At 69.0% G+C, this 15,829-nt stretch carries 14 protein-coding genes; 8 read left to right on the top strand and 6 right to left on the bottom strand.

The genetic code is table 11. The features are described 5' to 3' along the window. Positions 1 to 142: 142 nt before the first annotated feature. On the top strand, positions 143 to 1,033 hold the full coding sequence (locus CITRIK5_RS01195; RefSeq protein WP_159832909.1) for a glycosyltransferase family 4 protein: 891 nt from the start codon (positions 143 to 145) through the stop codon (positions 1,031 to 1,033). Here the strand turns inward: CITRIK5_RS01195 and CITRIK5_RS01200 are convergent. Beyond that, positions 1,005 to 2,615, bottom strand: a complete 1,611-nt coding sequence (locus tag CITRIK5_RS01200; RefSeq protein WP_036317381.1) for a glycosyltransferase family 39 protein — start codon at positions 2,613 to 2,615, stop codon at positions 1,005 to 1,007. The genes CITRIK5_RS01195 and CITRIK5_RS01200 overlap by 29 nt on opposite strands. Before the next feature lie 2 nt (positions 2,616 to 2,617). Continuing rightward, complete coding sequence (rfbA, locus tag CITRIK5_RS01205; protein ID WP_101967323.1) at positions 2,618 to 3,487, bottom strand: glucose-1-phosphate thymidylyltransferase RfbA; 870 nt, start codon at positions 3,485 to 3,487, stop codon at positions 2,618 to 2,620. A gap of 280 nt (positions 3,488 to 3,767) precedes the next feature. Between rfbA and CITRIK5_RS01210 the strand changes: the two genes are divergently transcribed. Both CITRIK5_RS01210 and CITRIK5_RS01215 read left to right on the top strand, forming a co-directional pair. Next, positions 3,768 to 4,427 (top strand): alpha-1,2-fucosyltransferase, encoded by a 660-nt coding sequence (locus CITRIK5_RS01210; RefSeq protein ID WP_159832911.1) that lies wholly within the window; start codon positions 3,768 to 3,770, stop codon positions 4,425 to 4,427. Then, positions 4,427 to 5,596 carry a glycosyltransferase gene (locus CITRIK5_RS01215; protein ID WP_159832913.1) on the top strand — a complete coding sequence of 390 codons (1,170 nt, stop codon included), beginning with the start codon at positions 4,427 to 4,429 and terminating at the stop codon, positions 5,594 to 5,596. The genes CITRIK5_RS01210 and CITRIK5_RS01215 overlap by 1 nt, the downstream gene beginning before the upstream one ends. Positions 5,597 to 5,642: 46 nt before the next feature. On the opposite strand, the gene CITRIK5_RS01220 is transcribed toward CITRIK5_RS01215, so the two are convergent. Then, on the bottom strand, positions 5,643 to 7,526 hold the full coding sequence (locus tag CITRIK5_RS01220) for a glycosyltransferase family 2 protein (protein ID WP_159832915.1): 1,884 nt from the start codon (positions 7,524 to 7,526) through the stop codon (positions 5,643 to 5,645). A gap of 150 nt (positions 7,527 to 7,676) precedes the next feature. Between CITRIK5_RS01220 and rfbB the strand changes: the two genes are divergently transcribed. Together rfbB and CITRIK5_RS01230 are read left to right on the top strand one after the other, a co-directional pair. Continuing rightward, positions 7,677 to 8,672: a dTDP-glucose 4,6-dehydratase gene (rfbB, locus tag CITRIK5_RS01225; RefSeq protein ID WP_159832917.1), complete on the top strand. Its 996-nt coding sequence runs from the start codon at positions 7,677 to 7,679 to the stop codon at positions 8,670 to 8,672. 14 nt (positions 8,673 to 8,686) lie between these two features. Further along, positions 8,687 to 10,102, top strand: coding sequence for a sugar nucleotide-binding protein (locus CITRIK5_RS01230; RefSeq protein WP_060973884.1), 1,416 nt, complete (start codon positions 8,687 to 8,689; stop codon positions 10,100 to 10,102). Between the two features lie 60 nt (positions 10,103 to 10,162). Here CITRIK5_RS01230 and CITRIK5_RS01235 read toward each other — a convergent pair whose 3' ends face one another. Continuing rightward, positions 10,163 to 11,566 carry a polysaccharide biosynthesis tyrosine autokinase gene (locus CITRIK5_RS01235; RefSeq protein ID WP_060973883.1) on the bottom strand — a complete coding sequence of 468 codons (1,404 nt, stop codon included), beginning with the start codon at positions 11,564 to 11,566 and terminating at the stop codon, positions 10,163 to 10,165. Between the two features lie 168 nt (positions 11,567 to 11,734). Between CITRIK5_RS01235 and CITRIK5_RS01240 the strand changes: the two genes are divergently transcribed. From CITRIK5_RS01240 to pth, 3 genes are all read left to right on the top strand, one after another. After that, positions 11,735 to 13,045, top strand: a complete 1,311-nt coding sequence (locus CITRIK5_RS01240) for an O-antigen ligase (protein WP_230956221.1) — start codon at positions 11,735 to 11,737, stop codon at positions 13,043 to 13,045. A gap of 185 nt (positions 13,046 to 13,230) precedes the next feature. Continuing rightward, a complete protein-coding gene (locus CITRIK5_RS01245; protein WP_060973882.1) occupies positions 13,231 to 13,854 on the top strand; it encodes a 50S ribosomal protein L25/general stress protein Ctc in 624 nt (207 codons plus the stop codon). A gap of 7 nt (positions 13,855 to 13,861) precedes the next feature. Beyond that, positions 13,862 to 14,437, top strand: coding sequence for an aminoacyl-tRNA hydrolase (gene pth, locus CITRIK5_RS01250; protein ID WP_010079281.1), 576 nt, complete (start codon positions 13,862 to 13,864; stop codon positions 14,435 to 14,437). Positions 14,438 to 14,480: 43 nt separating this feature from the next. On the opposite strand, the gene CITRIK5_RS01255 is transcribed toward pth, so the two are convergent. Beyond that, positions 14,481 to 15,056 (bottom strand): low molecular weight phosphatase family protein, encoded by a 576-nt coding sequence (locus CITRIK5_RS01255; RefSeq protein WP_060973881.1) that lies wholly within the window; start codon positions 15,054 to 15,056, stop codon positions 14,481 to 14,483. A gap of 83 nt (positions 15,057 to 15,139) precedes the next feature. Then, on the bottom strand, positions 15,140 to 15,667 hold the full coding sequence (locus CITRIK5_RS01260) for a DUF2505 domain-containing protein (RefSeq protein ID WP_060973880.1): 528 nt from the start codon (positions 15,665 to 15,667) through the stop codon (positions 15,140 to 15,142). Positions 15,668 to 15,829: the final 162 nt, after the last annotated feature.

Below are 15,829 nucleotides of genomic sequence, written 5' to 3' on the forward strand. Positions count from 1 at the left end.
GGGAGTCCGGGTGGTGCCGGTGGACCTGACCCCGCCGTCCACTGCCGCTCGAGTCTGGACTCGGGTGACGGCACAACGGCTTCGCCCGACGGCCGACGAGTTGCTGACGCTTGGCCGTGAGAGTGCTGCCTACGCCCGCCTGGTGGAGCTGACTGCACTGTACCGCGTTCCCCGCCATGTGGACGCCGTCCTCCAGATCGGCACGGGCTACCGAGTTCACCACCGACGACTCGCCACTTTCGAGGATATGACGATCGCCCAGGCGGTCGAGCACGCGTGGGGCCCGTTTCCTGACCTGCCGCCAGCTCTCGTCGACGGACGACGGCGCCTGCAGCAGAGCGTCTACGAGAAGGCGGGCATCTGTTTCGCGGCTACATCCTGGGTCGCTGACTCCATCAGTGACGACTACGGAATTCCTCGCGAGTGGATCACGGTGACGGGGCTGGGCGTCAATCGAGAGGGGCAGCCTTCCACGGACAAGGATTGGAGTTCGCCGCGGTTCCTCTTCGTCGGCCACGACTGGGAACGTAAACGCGGCGACGCCGTGGTCAAGGCCTTTGCGCAGGTGCGCGACCTGTACCCCGACGCCCTCCTCCACCTGGTCGGCGCGGGTGTCCCCAACATCGATGCTGACGGGGTCGTGGTGCACGGGCTCCTGCCCATCTCAGAGCCGGCGGCGCAACAGCGACTGGGACGCCTCTTCGCCGAAGCCACGTGTCTCGTCGTGCCCAGCCGACTCGAGCCCGCAGGCATCGTGTACGCGGAGGCCGGCCGCATGGGCATTCCCTCCATCGGGACCACTGTGGGCGGGGCCTCAGACATGATCGGCGACGGTGGGATCGTCGTGGATCCGTCAGACCCAGGGGGGGTCAGTGAAGCCATGCTGCGTCTGGCGGACCCGGCTGTGGCCAAGGAGGCGGGGCGCCGCGCATCACAGCACGCAGCGCGCCTGACCTGGGAAGCGGTCGGCGCGAGAGTCCGCGACCGCTTGGTCCGCGCCGTCGTCAGCGGCAGGGGTCCAGGCGCTCGATGACCACACGGTCCTGTCCGAAGAACAGGTACTTCGTGTAGGTGATCGTCCGAACGGGTTCCGTGGCTGCCACGGGGTCTCCCATGGACACGACGGCGCACTGACGCGAGTCGGAGAAGAGTGCAGCCCACCCGCCGACGACGTCTGATCGAGCCGGATCTTCTGCTACGCCCACGTTCGAGTGCAGCCCTACCCAGGCGAATCCGGCGTCCACGTCCTGCGGCGCCAGCCCCTCCGCCACGAGCTCCTCCGCCGCCTGCCACACGACGCCCGTGCTCGACCACGTATGAAGAGTCACCAGGGCAGTGGAGGCCACGACGATGAGGGCGGCCGTCGCGGCGGCGGCCCTCTGGGCCGCCCGGGTCCGTGTGGCCCGAAGCACCAGCACACTCAGGGGCACGATGAGCGGGTAGAGATACCGCTCGAACATCGCCTGGCCCGAGAACGTCTGCACTGTGATGCCCGCGAGGTAGATCAGCAAGAACGAGGCCATGAGCAGGACGACGGGTTGACCAGCCGGTCGCCATGGACGGCCTGGGCGACGACGTGCACGCGCCACGACATCGCCACACAGGGCCGCCACCGTGGTGCCGGCGAGGATCGCCAGCCCTGCGGCGCACCAGAGAAGCCAGCCCGGCACCGTGTCACGTGCGCCGTGGGACATGGCCATGTAGGCGCCGTCGGCGGCCAGGTAATTTCCCAGCAGGGCGCCCCGCCCGAGGAGGAACACTAGCCCTGCCGTAGTGAGGGCACCTGCCGTGCCGAAAGACCAGGCCGCGGCGGAGCGCGGCTTTGAGGCGCCGAGTAGGACCGCCGGAGAACACACGAACATCAAGGTCATGACCCCCATTGCGAGGGCCCGCACCGCGCCTCCAACTGTGGGATCGACCATGGGCGGATCGTCACCTGGCTGTGACCGACGCCAGACCTCGAAGGCGGCGATAGCGACCAGCGTGACGAGGGAGGCGACGAAAATGACGCGCCGTCTGTCCCGTCGAACGAGCCAGGCGGTCACCGCGACCGCCGCCACTGCTGCCAGGCCCTGCTCTCGAACCGTGGTCGCCCACAGCCCAAACGCCATGCTCCCGATGAGGTTGAGGACGCCGCCGCCGTCGAGGTAGCGGGCACCGAAGTACAGACCACCCGCAATGCCCGCCATCATCGGGACATCAGTCATGTAGGACGTCGACAGCAGTGCAAAGCCTGGAGCTACTCCGACCAACGCCGCGACCAGCAACGAGCGGCCCCTCGGCAGAACCCGTCGCGCCGTGCCGTAAGAGAAGCCGATCATGGCGGCTCCGCAGAGCATCACGAACACATGCTGGCCGACGACGCTGGACGCAAGCGAACCTAGGGGCACCATCATCCCGACCATCGAGGCCCGGTTGAATCCGACGAGATGCACCCGGCCGGTCTCGGCAAACGAAGCGGCGATCCGTGAATGAGCCCACGAGTCGTTGTGAGGAATCCAGAGCGCACCGGCGGTGCCTGCAACAATCGCGGGGAGGACCACAAGGGCCACGATCAGGGCCGTCACGATGACGGCGTCGGTGTGATGTCCTCGTGCGCGCACGACGGTTTCCATGCTCATCTTGCGGTGTTGAGCAGGTCGAGCAGATAGCGGCCGTAGCCGGATTTCACCAGTGGCTGGGCTCGTTCCTGAAGCTGCTCATCTGTAAGGAGCCCCTGGCGCCACGCCACTTCCTCAGGAGAACCGACCTTGAGTCCCTGGCGGGACTCGACCGTGCGAATGAAGTTGGACGCGTCGTTGAGGTCGTGGAAAGTGCCGGTGTCGAGCCACGCCGTCCCGCGGGGGAGGACTTCGACGTTCAGGGCGCCGCGCGCGAGGTAGGTGCGGTTCACGTCCGTGATCTCCAGCTCGCCGCGGGCTGAGGGCTTCAAACTCCTGGCAATCTCGACAACGTCGTTGTCGTAGAAGTAGAGCCCCGGGACGGCGTAGTTCGACTTGGGGTGGGCCGGCTTCTCCTCGAGGGATACGGCCTTCCCCTCGGTGTCGAACTCCACAACGCCGTAGGCCGTCGGGTCGGCGACCCAGTAACCGAACACGGTGGCGCCGTCGACCTCAGTGTGACGGCGCAGCTGCTGGCCCATGCCCGGGCCGTAGAAGATGTTGTCCCCCAGGACGAGCGCGACATGCTCGTCGCCGATGTGGTCCTCACCGAGGATGAAAGCCTGTGCCAGGCCGTCGGGGGATGGCTGCTGAACGTAGTTGAGCGAGATCCCGAACTGGGAGCCGTCGCCCAGGAGGCGCTGGAACTGCTCTGCGTCGTGCGGGGTAGTGATCACCAGGATGTCGCTGATCCCCGCCAGGATCAGCGTGGAGAGCGGGTAGTAGATCATCGGCTTGTCGTAAACGGGGACCAGCTGCTTCGAGATGCCGTGGGTGATCGGGTGCAGGCGGGAGCCGGTGCCCCCGGCGAGGATGATGCCCTTCATGCTGTGATGCTATCGGGAGCAGAGGTTCCTGTCTGAGTGGCACGCACGGTGAATGCACAAGATCGCCTCAGCTTAAGCAGAAGCCGGATATGATCACCCTGTGCAGCAAGTCGTCAGAGATGCCATCGCACGCGGTATGGCTCCGATCCGCCGGCGCCAGCCATACGTGATCTGGGGAAATGAACCCATGAACGGTGGGAATTTTCTCTTCCTGTGGGTGACCGCGTGGGCTCGTCAACGGTCCACCGGGGTGAGTTGGCTTGTGAGGTACAAGCCCAAAATGGAACCGTGGCTCCAGGAATTCCCGCGACTCCGCGAACTGACGGTGACGGAGGACAAGGTTTCCTTCTTCCAGCCACGGACCGTGGAATGGGGCCACGAGATCAATGTGGATTTCCTCTACCCGGACCTGAAGCAGTTCTGCCGGGATATGCTCCTCCACGGGTCGGCTTTCAGCGAGCGCTGGGGCTCCGTCACGCCGGGGGCCACGGTGGTGAACGTGCGGCGCGGCGACTACTACAGCAACCCAGAATTCCGACGTCATTACGGATTCGACGTTCGCGAGTTCGTGCGGGCGGCGATCGAAGAGATCGACTCCCCGGGAGGGGCGCCGGTGGTCTTCGTCTCCGACGATCCCGACTGGTGCGTGACCCATCTGTCGGACCTCTTTGCAGGCGGCGATGTCAGGGTGATGCCTTCGCCACATGACATGTTCCAAGACCTGGCCCAGGTCTCGAGCGCGGAGAATCTGATTCTGGCGAATTCTACATTTTCGTACTGGGGTGGTTACCTCGCCTCCTCTCGACCCCCCGGGCAGCGGCCGCGCAGGGTCGTAGCGCCGCTGTTCTTTGGACGCCATTATCCGTACTCTGAGTCCGCACTCCTCTTGCCGGAATGGCTCGCCGTGCCCGGGGACCGGTACGGGGAGGGAAGCGCCTGATGTCTCTCGGTCTCGATGTTCCGTCTTCATCGGGCCCCCGGCTCGGATACGTGCTACCCGGTCCGATCCTCTCTTCCGGTGGCCTGGTTGCCATGGAAGCGCGCGGATTCTCGGGCCTGACTGAGCTGGCTCGCAGTTGGCCAGGACGGGTCATCGTCCTCGCACCTGCGGTGAACGACATCCCCGAGCCGCTCCCACTGGCCTACGCGACTGCAGACGTCGACAGTCTGGGTTTCGACATCGTCAAAGCTCAGCCCGTCCCGGCTGAGATCGATTCCCTGGGCCTGGACCTGACGCTGGGTCTCTTGGCACCCCATTGGAGAGGGGTGACCGAAGTCCGTACGCCCGCAGTGCTGACGGCCGAGGTGGACTACGGCATCCGTCTCGCCATCCACCGTGCGACGTCCTCCGGAATCCCGCTCGCTCGTGCAGCGGTCGGACTTCTTCGTGTCGAGGCCGGGTTACGCAGACAGGCTCGGAAAGCGAGATCACTTCAGTGCAACGGACCTGCTGCCTTCCGGGCCTATGGTAAGCAGTCGGCCACCGCGCTGGCCTTCATGGACCATCGGATCTACGCCGCAGACGCCGCAGCCGCGCGCGCCGTTCCGGCATGGGACGGCGAGGGTCCTCTTCGCATGGCCTTCTCCGGTCGACTGGACCCGATCAAGGGCCCTGAGTACGCTCTCGAAGTTGCCCATCGGGCACGCCGGGCGGGTCTGCCGGTAGAGATGGCCTTTCTGGGGACCGGGCCAATGCGCGAGACGCTGCAGGACCGCGCGGAAGGCTGGGTCCAGTTCCGTGGATTCCGTGACTACCGTACCGAGTGGCTGAACGACGTACGGGACACCGTCGACCTTATGCTTCTGCCCCACCTCCAGGGCGACCCGTCCTGTACCTACTTCGAGTCCCTGGGGTCAGGTGCACCGGTGCTCGGCTTCGCAAACGCCACGCTGAGCCCGCTTGTGCGGCGCCATGGCGTGGGCTGGGCGGTGCCGAGGGGAGACATCGACGGCATGGTGGAGATTCTGCGATCTCTCATCGATGACCCCGAGGCTCTCCTTCGTGCACGGCAGGCAGGTCTCGACCTCGTGGCGGCAAACGATTTCGAAACGACAACCCAGCGTCGCGCTGACCACCTGCTCCAGCACATCGGCCCCACTCTGCTCTAAGCGGCACTGCCCACCCTGGGGGCCTGCCCCGGAGAGGCTCGGGCCCTCAGCTGCCCACTCGCTGCCCGAGCATTCGAGCAAGGTGGACGGCCGCGTGGGCAGGCGTCGCTGCGCCACGCCAGCTGTCCTGGAACATTGCCAACACCTCGCGCAATGGCATGCCGATACGTGCAGCCCGCTTGGTCAGCTCCCACCGATGTGATCGCGCAAGTCCTCGGGCCGCCGCCGATGTGCCGTGCTCCGCATTGCGCAAGGCCGCGAACATGGACCGGACAAAACGGGGACTGTCATGCGCGAACCCCACTGCGCCCAGAGAGGTTGCCAGGCGCCTGACGGCAACGAGGGGCTCCTCCGTGTAGGTGAAGCCATATCGCGCCGCCAGACGGGTGAGGAGCTCGAAGTCCTCGTAGAAGAGGTCCTCGGCGTAGCCGCCCTCCTCGCGAAGAACAGCTGTGCGCATGAAGAACGACGCCGCCGGAATCCAGTTGGACCCGATGAGACAGGCGAGGGTGTCCTCGCTGCGCCGTGGCTCGTCTGGCCAAGGGAACTCGACTCGCGAGGACGGGTGGAGCACCGAGGAGTTCTCGTCGATCACCACTGCGTCGCTGTAGGCAAGAACGACATCATCTGGAGCGGCCCGCAGGAGATCCTCGTGGATCGCGATCCGATCCTCGCGCATGGTGTCGTCACCCGCGATGTAGGTGACGAATTCGGTGTCCACCTGGGATAGCAGCCGGTTGAGGGTCAGGTTCAGCCCTATATTGATGGCATTGGGATGGAACTCGAACGACGACGGGGCGTCAGCGAGCCAGCGCCGGATCACCTGGGCAGTGTCATCTCCTGGCGATGCGTCATCGGCTATCAGCACCCGGACCGGAGGGACGGTCTGCTGTCGAATGCTCTCCAGGGTCTCGATGACGTAGGGAGCGTGGTTATAGGCGACCACCAGAACGGTCGTGCCCGGGTTGTGTGGGCGCTCCGAGGAGCCCAGTCCCAGACCGATTCGTGGTTCAGTCTGTCGCCGGAAGACTCGATGGCGCGTCCACCCGTCGACGAGTCCCCAAGCCGTCGCCACGCGATCGACCGCGCCAGGCCAGTCGCGGGCCTTCAGCCCAGCGGCCATAGCGGCCGCAGCCGCGCCCGCGCGGGCCAGTTCTGTGGTCGGTGCGGAGCTCAATTCAGGCACCGCATGCCACGCGTCCCGCGCCGAAGTGGCCTCCGCAAGTGAACGTCCCGCCCGGGCCTGCGTGCGGACGCGGTCACGCCATGCGGAGGGTCGGGCGTAGATGATGCTCATGGCTCCGCAGTCCGTGATCGGCACGCCGGCGCGGTTGAGGCGGAAGGCCAGGTCGTTGTCCTCGCCACCGCGGACGAGGGCCGCATCGAACCCCCCGACGGCTAGCAGGACGTCCCGTCGGGCGGCGAAATTCCCGCCCATGAGGGCCGGCCCCATCGACCCCCGCCCTGCAGGGCGTGGAGGGACCGGCACGGTTTCGGCGGCCAGCATCTCGAGCTTCTGCTCCAAAGACTTGTCAGCGACGGCCGCGTCGTCCTTGACCACCACGCCTCCCGTCACGACTGGGAAGTCGTCCAGAAACTCGTGGGCGAGACGACACCAGTCAGGGTGGACGACGTCGTCGTCGTCGCAGAACGCGAGTCTGTCGGCCGACGCCTCGCTGATGCCACGGTTTCGGGCGAAGGCCGCACCGCGATGTTCCTCGGCGTCGACCACGCGGACGGTCACGCCATCAGGCAGGGGCCGGAGAGCGGCGACATAGGATCGCAGCCACGCATTTCCTCCGTTGTCGCACAGCAGGATTTCCCTCGGCGGCGCATCGGTTTGACGCAGCAGAGCCGTGATCTGGTCCTTCAGGGGCTGTCCGCTGCGGTGGCAGGGAATGATGATCGACAGCCGCGGTGACTCGAACATGGCCCTCCATCGTCGACTGGGTGTGTCCTGAGACCTCTTGCCAGACTAGTGGGATCTTCTCGGCCAGAGGCGTCGTCCGGCCCGCACGGACCGGCATCGCCCGGCCAGACGACGGTGGGTGAGCTGAAGCGCTCCCGATAGTGTGACCCCATGCACCTCCTCGTCACCGGCGGCGCCGGGTTCATCGGTTCGAACTTCGTCCACCACGTCGTCCGCGAGACCGGGCACGACGTCGTCGTCCTGGACAAGCTGACCTACGCTGGCAACCGGGAGAACCTCGCCGGCCTGCCCGAGGATCGCGTCACTCTCGAGGTCGGGGACATCTGCGACGCGGCCCTGGTGGACCGCCTGGTCGCCGAGTCGGACGCCGTCGTGCACTACGCGGCCGAGTCCCACAACGATAATTCGCTGAACGATCCCTCCCCGTTCATCCAGACGAACATCGTCGGGACCTTCGTCCTCCTGGAAGCGGTTCGCAAGCACGGCAAGCGGTTCCACCACGTGTCCACGGACGAGGTCTACGGCGACCTCGAGCTGGACGATCCGGCGAAGTTCACCGAGTCCACCCCGTACAACCCCTCCAGCCCCTACTCGGCCTCGAAGGCCGGCTCGGACCACCTGGTGCGCGCGTGGGTCCGCTCCTTCGGCGTGCAGGCCACGCTGAGCAACTGCTCCAACAACTACGGCCCGTACCAGCACATCGAGAAGTTCATCCCGCGCCAGATCACCAACCTGATCGACGGCGTCCGCCCCCGCCTCTACGGCCAGGGCGTCAACGTCCGGGACTGGATCCACACGGAGGACCACTCCTCGGCCGTGCTGCGCATCCTCGAACGCGGCGAGATCGGCCGCACGTACCTGATCGGTTCGGACGGCGAGAGGAACAACAGGGAGATCGTGAAGATCCTCCTCGAGCTCTTCGACCGCCCCGCGGACGACTACGACCTCGTCGCCGACCGCCCGGGCCACGACCTGCGCTACGCGATCGACAACACCGCCCTGCGCACCGAGCTCGGCTGGGAGCCGCAGTTCACGGACATCCGCGCCGGTCTGGCGGACACGGTCCGCTGGTACCGCGAGAACGAGGCCTGGTGGCGCCCGGCCAAGGACGCCGTCGAGGCCACGTACCGCGCCCAGGGCCAGTGAGGGGGGCACCACTGATGCGCATCACCGAGACCGCCATCCCCGGCCTGCTCGTCCTCGACCTCGACGTCCACGGGGACAACCGCGGCTGGTTCAAGGAGAACTGGCAGCGCGAGAAGATCCGCGCCCTCGCCGCCGAGCACCCCCGCCTCGCCTCGCTCGCCCCGGTGCAGAACAACATCTCCTTCAACGACGCCGTCGGCACCACCCGCGGCATCCACGCCGAACCGTGGGACAAGTACGTGGCCGTCGCCCACGGCCGGATCTTCGGCGCCTGGGTGGACCTGCGCGAAGGGCCGTCCTTCGGCGCCGTCGCCACCGTGGAGCTCGGCCCGGAGAAGGCCGTCTTCGTGCCGCGCGGGGTGGGCAACTCTTACCAGACGCTCGAGCCGGACACCGCCTACACGTACCTGGTCAACGACCACTGGTCCGCCGACGCGCAGGGCCAGTACACGTTCCTCAACCTCGCGGACCCGACGGCGGCCATCGCCTGGCCCATCCCGCTCGAGGACGCCGCGCTCTCGGACAAGGACCGCGCCCACCCGATGCTCGCGGACGTCACTCCCATGCCGCCCGCCCCGATCCTGGTGGTCGGCGCCGGCGGGCAGCTCGGCCGTGCCCTCGTGACCCGGGCCGAGGTGGCGGGCATCCCCGTGGAGGCCCACGGACGCGACACGTGGGACATGACCGATCCGGCCTCGTGGCCGCGGGAGCACTTCCGCGGCCTGCGCGCCGTGGTCAACGCGTCCGCCATGACCGCGGTGGACGCCGCCGAGACGCCCGAGGGCCGGGCCCAGGCCTGGGCCGTCAACGCGGCCGCCGTCGCCGAGCTCGCCCGCCGCTGCGCCGAGGCCGGCGTGCCCCTGGCGCACGTCTCCACGGACTACGTGTTCGACGGTGCCCTCCCCGTGGGGCAGGAGCACCCGGTGGACCACCCGCTCGCGCCGCTGGGCGTCTACGGCCAGTCGAAGGCCGCCGGCGAGGCCGCGGTGCGCACCGTGGCGCGGCACTGGATCGTCCGCACCTCCTGGGTGATCGGGGAGGGGAAGAACTTCGTGGCCACCATGGCCTCCCTCGCCGAGTGCGGGATCGACCCGGCCGTCGTCGCCGACCAGCACGGCCGCCTCACCTTCGCCGACGACCTCGCCGACGCCCTGCTGCACCTGGTCACCACGGACGCGCCCACGGGCACGTTCCACATGACCAACAGCGGCGACGTGGTCACCTGGCACGACGTCGCCCGGTGGGTCTTCGAGGACACCGGCCACGACGCCGGGCGCGTCTCCGCCACGACCACCGCCGCGTACATGGCCGGCAAGGAGGGCGTGGCACCGCGGCCGACGAACAGCGCCCTCGACCTCGGGCCCCTGGCCGCCGTCGGCTACACCGCCCCGGATCAGCGCGAACGCCTGCGGACGTACCTGAGGCGCTGACCGCGTCTCGCACGACGAAGCCCCCGCCGGTTCCGGCGGGGGCTTCGTGCGTGGGGGCGATCAGCTGCGCGCGCGGGCCTTGCGGCGTGAACGCCGCCCCTTCTTCGCGGACGAACCGACGCTCGAGAGGTACTTCTCGTGGGACTTGTGGTACGTGCTCTCGTACCCGTAGCCATAGGAGTAGCCGCCGCCGCGCTGGGAGCGCGCGACGCCGTTCATCACGACGCCTATCAGATGCGCGTCCACCGCGGCGAGGTTCTCCACAGCCGCCTCCAGGTGGTCCTTGCGGGTCCGCCCCTGACGCACCACGAGCACAGTCCCGTCCACGGCCGTGGCCAGGAGGGAGCCGTCCGTGACGGGCAGCAGGGGAGGGGAGTCGACGATGACGAAGAAGTCCTCCGATGCCAGCTTCAGCAGGGCCCGCATGCGCTTCGAGCCCAGCAGCTCCGACGGGTTCGGGGGCGTCCGGCCGGCGGGGAGCAGCGTGAGGTTCGGGATTCCGGTGGCCGCGAGGGCGTCGTCCGGCTGCACCTCACCGGCCAGCACCTCGGACAGGCCCACGTCGCCCGCCACCTGGAAGAGGTCGTGCTGCCGGGGCCGCCGCAGGTCGGCGTCCACCACGAGCACCCGTTCGCCGGCCAGGGCCAGGGCGCGGGCCAGGTTCGATGCGACGGTCGACTTGCCCTCGGAGGGGTCCGCGCTCGTGAACGAGACGACGCGGGGCGGCTCGTCGACGGAGACGAACTTGAGGTTGGTGCGCAGCGCCCGGATGGCCTCGCCGGCCCGGGGGTCGAGGTCCATGGCCTCCTCGCCCGTGCGGGTCAGGGACTCGTTCTCCGGGACGGCGCCGATCACGCCGGCGCCGGTGATCTCCTTCACGTCGGCGCGGCTGCGCACCTTCACGTCCAGGAGACGACGGAGCACGGCGATGGCGAGTCCCGCACCCAGTCCGGCCACCGCGCCCACGAGGACGTTGCGCCGGGTGTCAGGGCTCACGGGGGCAGAGGGCACGCGGGCATCGGACAGCGGCACGACCTCCAGCGGGCTGTTCTTGTCCACGTCCGCCGCCACGTCCGCCGTCGCCTGCAGTGCACTGTTCGCCAGCTGCGCGGCGGTCTCGGGATCGGTCGAGGTGGCGGTCACCTTGATCATGCTGGACTCGGGGACGAGCACCGCGGAGAGCGAGCCGTCGCCGTCCTGCCCCGTGTCCTGTGCCACGCGTTCACGCACGGCCTCGCTGTTGATCAGGGCGACGTAGGCCTGAGCCCGGCTCTCGGCGGGCAGGTTGCTGGTGATGAGGCTCTGATCTGCAGCCCGGGCGGCGAGGAACCCCTGAGATTCGGATGCGTAGATCCGGGGCTGCAGTGCGGAGTAGCCCCAACCCAACAGACCCCCCACAAGGGCTGCTGCCAGGAGCAGCAGGAGGTTGGCGCGCAGGAGGCGGAAGAAGTCGACGATCGTCACGGAGCACCTCGGGGGTCATGGACGGGGATGCGCGGGCCGTTGTGGCCAGGAAACGCACAGGTCCACGGTACCAACACCTACCGTGCGCTCTGAGGCCCCGAGGACGAGGCCCGCCACCGCGCTACGCTGAGCCGAGTATTGCCCGGCGTCCACGAAAGGTTCCGCACCATGCGCCCGAGCACGCCCCGTGACCGGACGGCTGCCCGCGCCATGGGGGCCGTCGCGCCACCCGAGGCCCGGCCTGCCCGGGGCCACGCCGCGCTCGGCCTCGTCCCGGACGGTCAGGCCGCGTGGACCCGCTCTCCGTGGAACCCGCTGGTCACGTCGGCCTCACCGCGGCTGTTCGAGGCCGTACTGGCGGTCGGCCTGGTGATGGAGGCGTTCACCGCTCCGGGCCTGCCGATCCCGTTCGCGGAGTTCTCCGCGATCCTTCTGCTGCTCCTGGCCTCGTTCCGGCAGCCCCGCCGGGACCTCTCGCATTACGGCGTGCTGGCCCTCGTCGCGCTGGCCCTGGTGGCGTATCTCGTCGCGGTGACCGTGCACAACGACCTTGATCCCACGCGTCGCGCCACCAGGATCACGCTCCTGATCCTGCTGATCTACGCCATCGCCAGCGAGCGGATCGACATCAAGGGCGTCCTCTACGGGATGACGGCCGGTGCACTGATCAACGTGCCCCTCTTCTACGCAGGCCTGGTCCCGGACACCTACGGCGGCTACCTCACCGGGTTCCTGGGGGACAAGAACGTCTCCGGTCTCTTCTACGCGCTCCTGCCCGTGCTGCTCGTGGCCACCCTGCAGCGCATGGGCCCGAAGCTCCTCGTGCTGGGCGCCGGCTCCGCCCTGACCTTCCTCACCGGCTCGCGGACCTCGATGGCCGCGCTGTTCTGCGCGGTCGCATGGATCTTCGTGAGCCCCTACCTGGGGCGGGCCCTCCGTATCGCACTGGTGGTGGTCATGGGCTGGTTCGTCAGCTGGGCCGAGGAGAACCTGGCCGACCTCGGGATCTTCGGCGACCGCACGGGCACGGACTGGTTCCGGGCGCAGATCCAGGCGGCGTCCGTGGAGAAGGTGGCGGAGACGTCCTTCTTCGGCCAGGGCCTCTCCACGGCATTCGTGGACCTGGACCACGTGTCCATGTTCTTCCACAACTCCTACCTGGGTCTCCTGGTCGAGGGCGGCTGGCCGTTCCTGATCGTGGTGGTCGGCGCCTACCTCTGGCTGTGCCTTCGGCCCTTCGCCCGGACGCACCGCTCGCCTTCCCGTGTCGCCGTCGAAGCGGCCGCCCTCATCATCCTCGTGGCCTCGCTCCAGCTGGGGGAGGTGTTCATCACGATCTTCGGCGCCATCGTGCTCGGTTGCGGACTCCTGCTGAGCGCCCAGGAGGACGAGGAGGACCATGGCGCCCCCGCGAAGGACCGGGCCCACCGCCGCAAGCTGGACCGCATCATCGAGCGGTCCCGACGCGCGGGCCGCTGAACGCGTCGAGCACCACCGGTGCTATCCTGTCCGGGTTGCCCAGGCGAGGGAGCGTGCGCTCCGTGATCGACGAGGCCGCCGCCGCGCGTCAGCATGCTGACCCGCTGCGGCACTGAAGCCCCCTCCTGGCCGCATCCCGCGCCGCCCCCGGCAGCGCGGCCGAGACCCCCACAGGAGGACGCATCATGTCTGACCAGCTCAAGATCAAGGTCACCCGCCGCACCGACTTCGGCAAGGGCGCCGCCCGCCAGGCCCGCCGCGCCGGCCTGATCCCCGCCGTCGTCTACGGCCACGGCCAGGAGCCCGTGCACCTGCTGCTGCCGGCCCAGGAGACCACCCTGGCCGTCCGCAACCCCAACGCCCTGCTGACCGTCGTGAATGAGGCCGGCGAGGAGCACCTGGTCCTGCCCAAGGACATCCAGCGCCACGCCATCAAGGACACCGTGGACCACCTGGACCTCATCGAGGTCCGCCGCGGCGAGAAGGTCATCGTCGAGGTCACCGTGCAGGTCGAGGGCGAGGTCGCCCCCGGCACCGAGTACGTGCTGGACTACGCCACCGTGCCGGTCGAGGCCGACGCCACCGACCTGCCCGAGGCCGTCACCATCTCCGTCGAGGGCCGCGAGGCCGGCGACCACGTGTACGCCCCGGACGTGCAGGTCCCGGCCGGCGCCACCCTGCAGCTCGAGGACGACATCGTCATCGCCACCGTCAACGAGGTCGTCGAGCAGGACCTCGGCGACGAGTCCGTGCAGGAGGAGCAGGCCGCCGAGTCTGCCGAGGGCGAGTCCGAGGGCTCCGAGGACTGATCACGCCATGACGACGGGGACCACGCTCATCGTCGGGCTCGGCAATCCCGGGCCCGAGTACGAGCGCACCCGTCACAACGTCGGCCAGATGGTGGCGGATGAGCTCGCCTCCCGCATGGGGGTCGGGTTCACCCGCCACCGGGCCGGCGCCGTGGTGGCCACGGGTCGCCTCGGCATCGGGGGACCGCGGGTCGTGCTCGCGAAGTCCACCGGCTACATGAACGTCTCCGGACGCCCCGTCTCCGCGCTGGCGTCCTTCTACGGGATCGGCCCCGAGGACCTCGTGGTGGTCCATGACGAGCTGGACATCCCGTTCGACACCCTGCGCCTCAAGCGCGGCGGGGGAGAGGGCGGCCACAACGGCCTGAAGTCCATCACCGCCTCGCTGGGCACGAAGGACTACGCCCGCGTGCGCGTCGGCATCGGCCGGCCCCCGGGCCGCATGGACGTGGCCGACTTCGTGCTGCGCCCCTTCACCAAGCCCGAGCAGGACGTCCTGCCCCTGCACGTGGACCGTGCGGCGGACGCCGTCGAGAAGCTCGTCACGGACGGGCTCGAGCCCGCCCAGCAGGCGTTCCACTGACCTCCCGCCCCGCGACATCCTCGACGGGGGTGCAGCCCCACGCTCAGGGGGTCGGGGTCACGGCACGGGCCAGGGCATCCGCGATGGTCTCCAGCGCGGGATCCATGATCCGGATCATCTCCGCGTACCCCTCCACCGGTCCGCGGAACGGGTCCACGACGTCGAGGGGCTGGGCGGTCGACCGCGCGAGGGCCCGGTGGCGGGCCGCCTCCGCCGCGAAGGCACGCACTCCTCGGCCCGCGGGGATCCAGTCCCGTCCGTCCCGCGCGTCCAAGATGCGGACCAGCGCCGCGAGCTCCAGTACGGTGAACACCCGCGCGACGGCCTGCGGCACCTCCCGCAGCGCGAAGCGCATGTGCTCCTGAGCCGCCGCCAACACGAGATCCGCCTCCGCGACCATGAACGGCTGCAACGCGGCGGGCCGATGGTCCGCGAGGCCGGCGACACCGGCCTCGGCGCCGAGCCGCACGAGCGGCGGGGGCACCGTCAGGGCCTGGTTCGGCTGGGAGCCGGCGCTGCCGACCTCCACCCGGCCGGGGACCAGAGCCGCCAGCCGTCCCTGCAGGGCCCGGCTCGCATAGGCCGATCGGCACACGTTGCCGGTGCACACGATGAGCACGGCGTCCGGCGAGGGGAGGGCCCGGCGCCCCCGCTGGGCAGGCGGAGACGGGCTCGTCGGCGCCGGGCGACGGGGGAACGAGATCAACCGCGCGCTGCTCCGCCGTCACGCTCGAGCCACGAGGACAGCGCCCGGGCCTGACGATCGACGACCTTGCCGACCATCGGCTCGGCCTTCGCGGCGAGCTTCGAGCCCACCAGCGGAATCCGGCAGACGAGGGTGCCGTCCACGGAGAACTGGGAACCCTCACCGGCGGCGGTCAGGCGGAGGGCGCCGTCCGCCGTCGCCTTGGCGGAGGGCACGGTGATGGTGGTGGTGCCGGCGCGGGAGCCGTCCGCGGCGGGCGCGTCCCAGCGCTCCACCTGCTCCACCTGGAGGGCGGAGCCGATGAGCTTGCGGGCCATGTCCGGGACACGGTCCGGGATGCGGTCCGCGGGCAGGGAGCGCACGGCGGTGACGGTCATCGGGCCCTCCGGGGAGCCCTCCACGGAGAACGAGACCAGGGAGCCGCCGAAGGACTCGACCACGGAACGGTGGAAGTCCTCGGACGCCAGGGCGGCCGCCACGGCCGACGGCGGGTGCGGGATGGACTGCTGAGCGGAAAAGGCCACGGTGTCTCCTCGGGGTCAAGTCGGACCGCGCCCGGCGGGCCATGAGAGGGCCGGCACCGGTTCGCCGACGGCGATGGGCGTCCATCCCTCACCTTATATGCTGGCCTCCGCGACCCGGGTCCCGTGCACGGCGCCGGGACCGGCCGCGCGACCCCTCGTGAA

The sequence above is a fragment of the Micrococcus sp. 116 genome (genome assembly GCF_902506395.1).
GTDB classification, from domain to species: Bacteria; Actinomycetota; Actinomycetes; order Actinomycetales; family Micrococcaceae; genus Micrococcus; species Micrococcus luteus.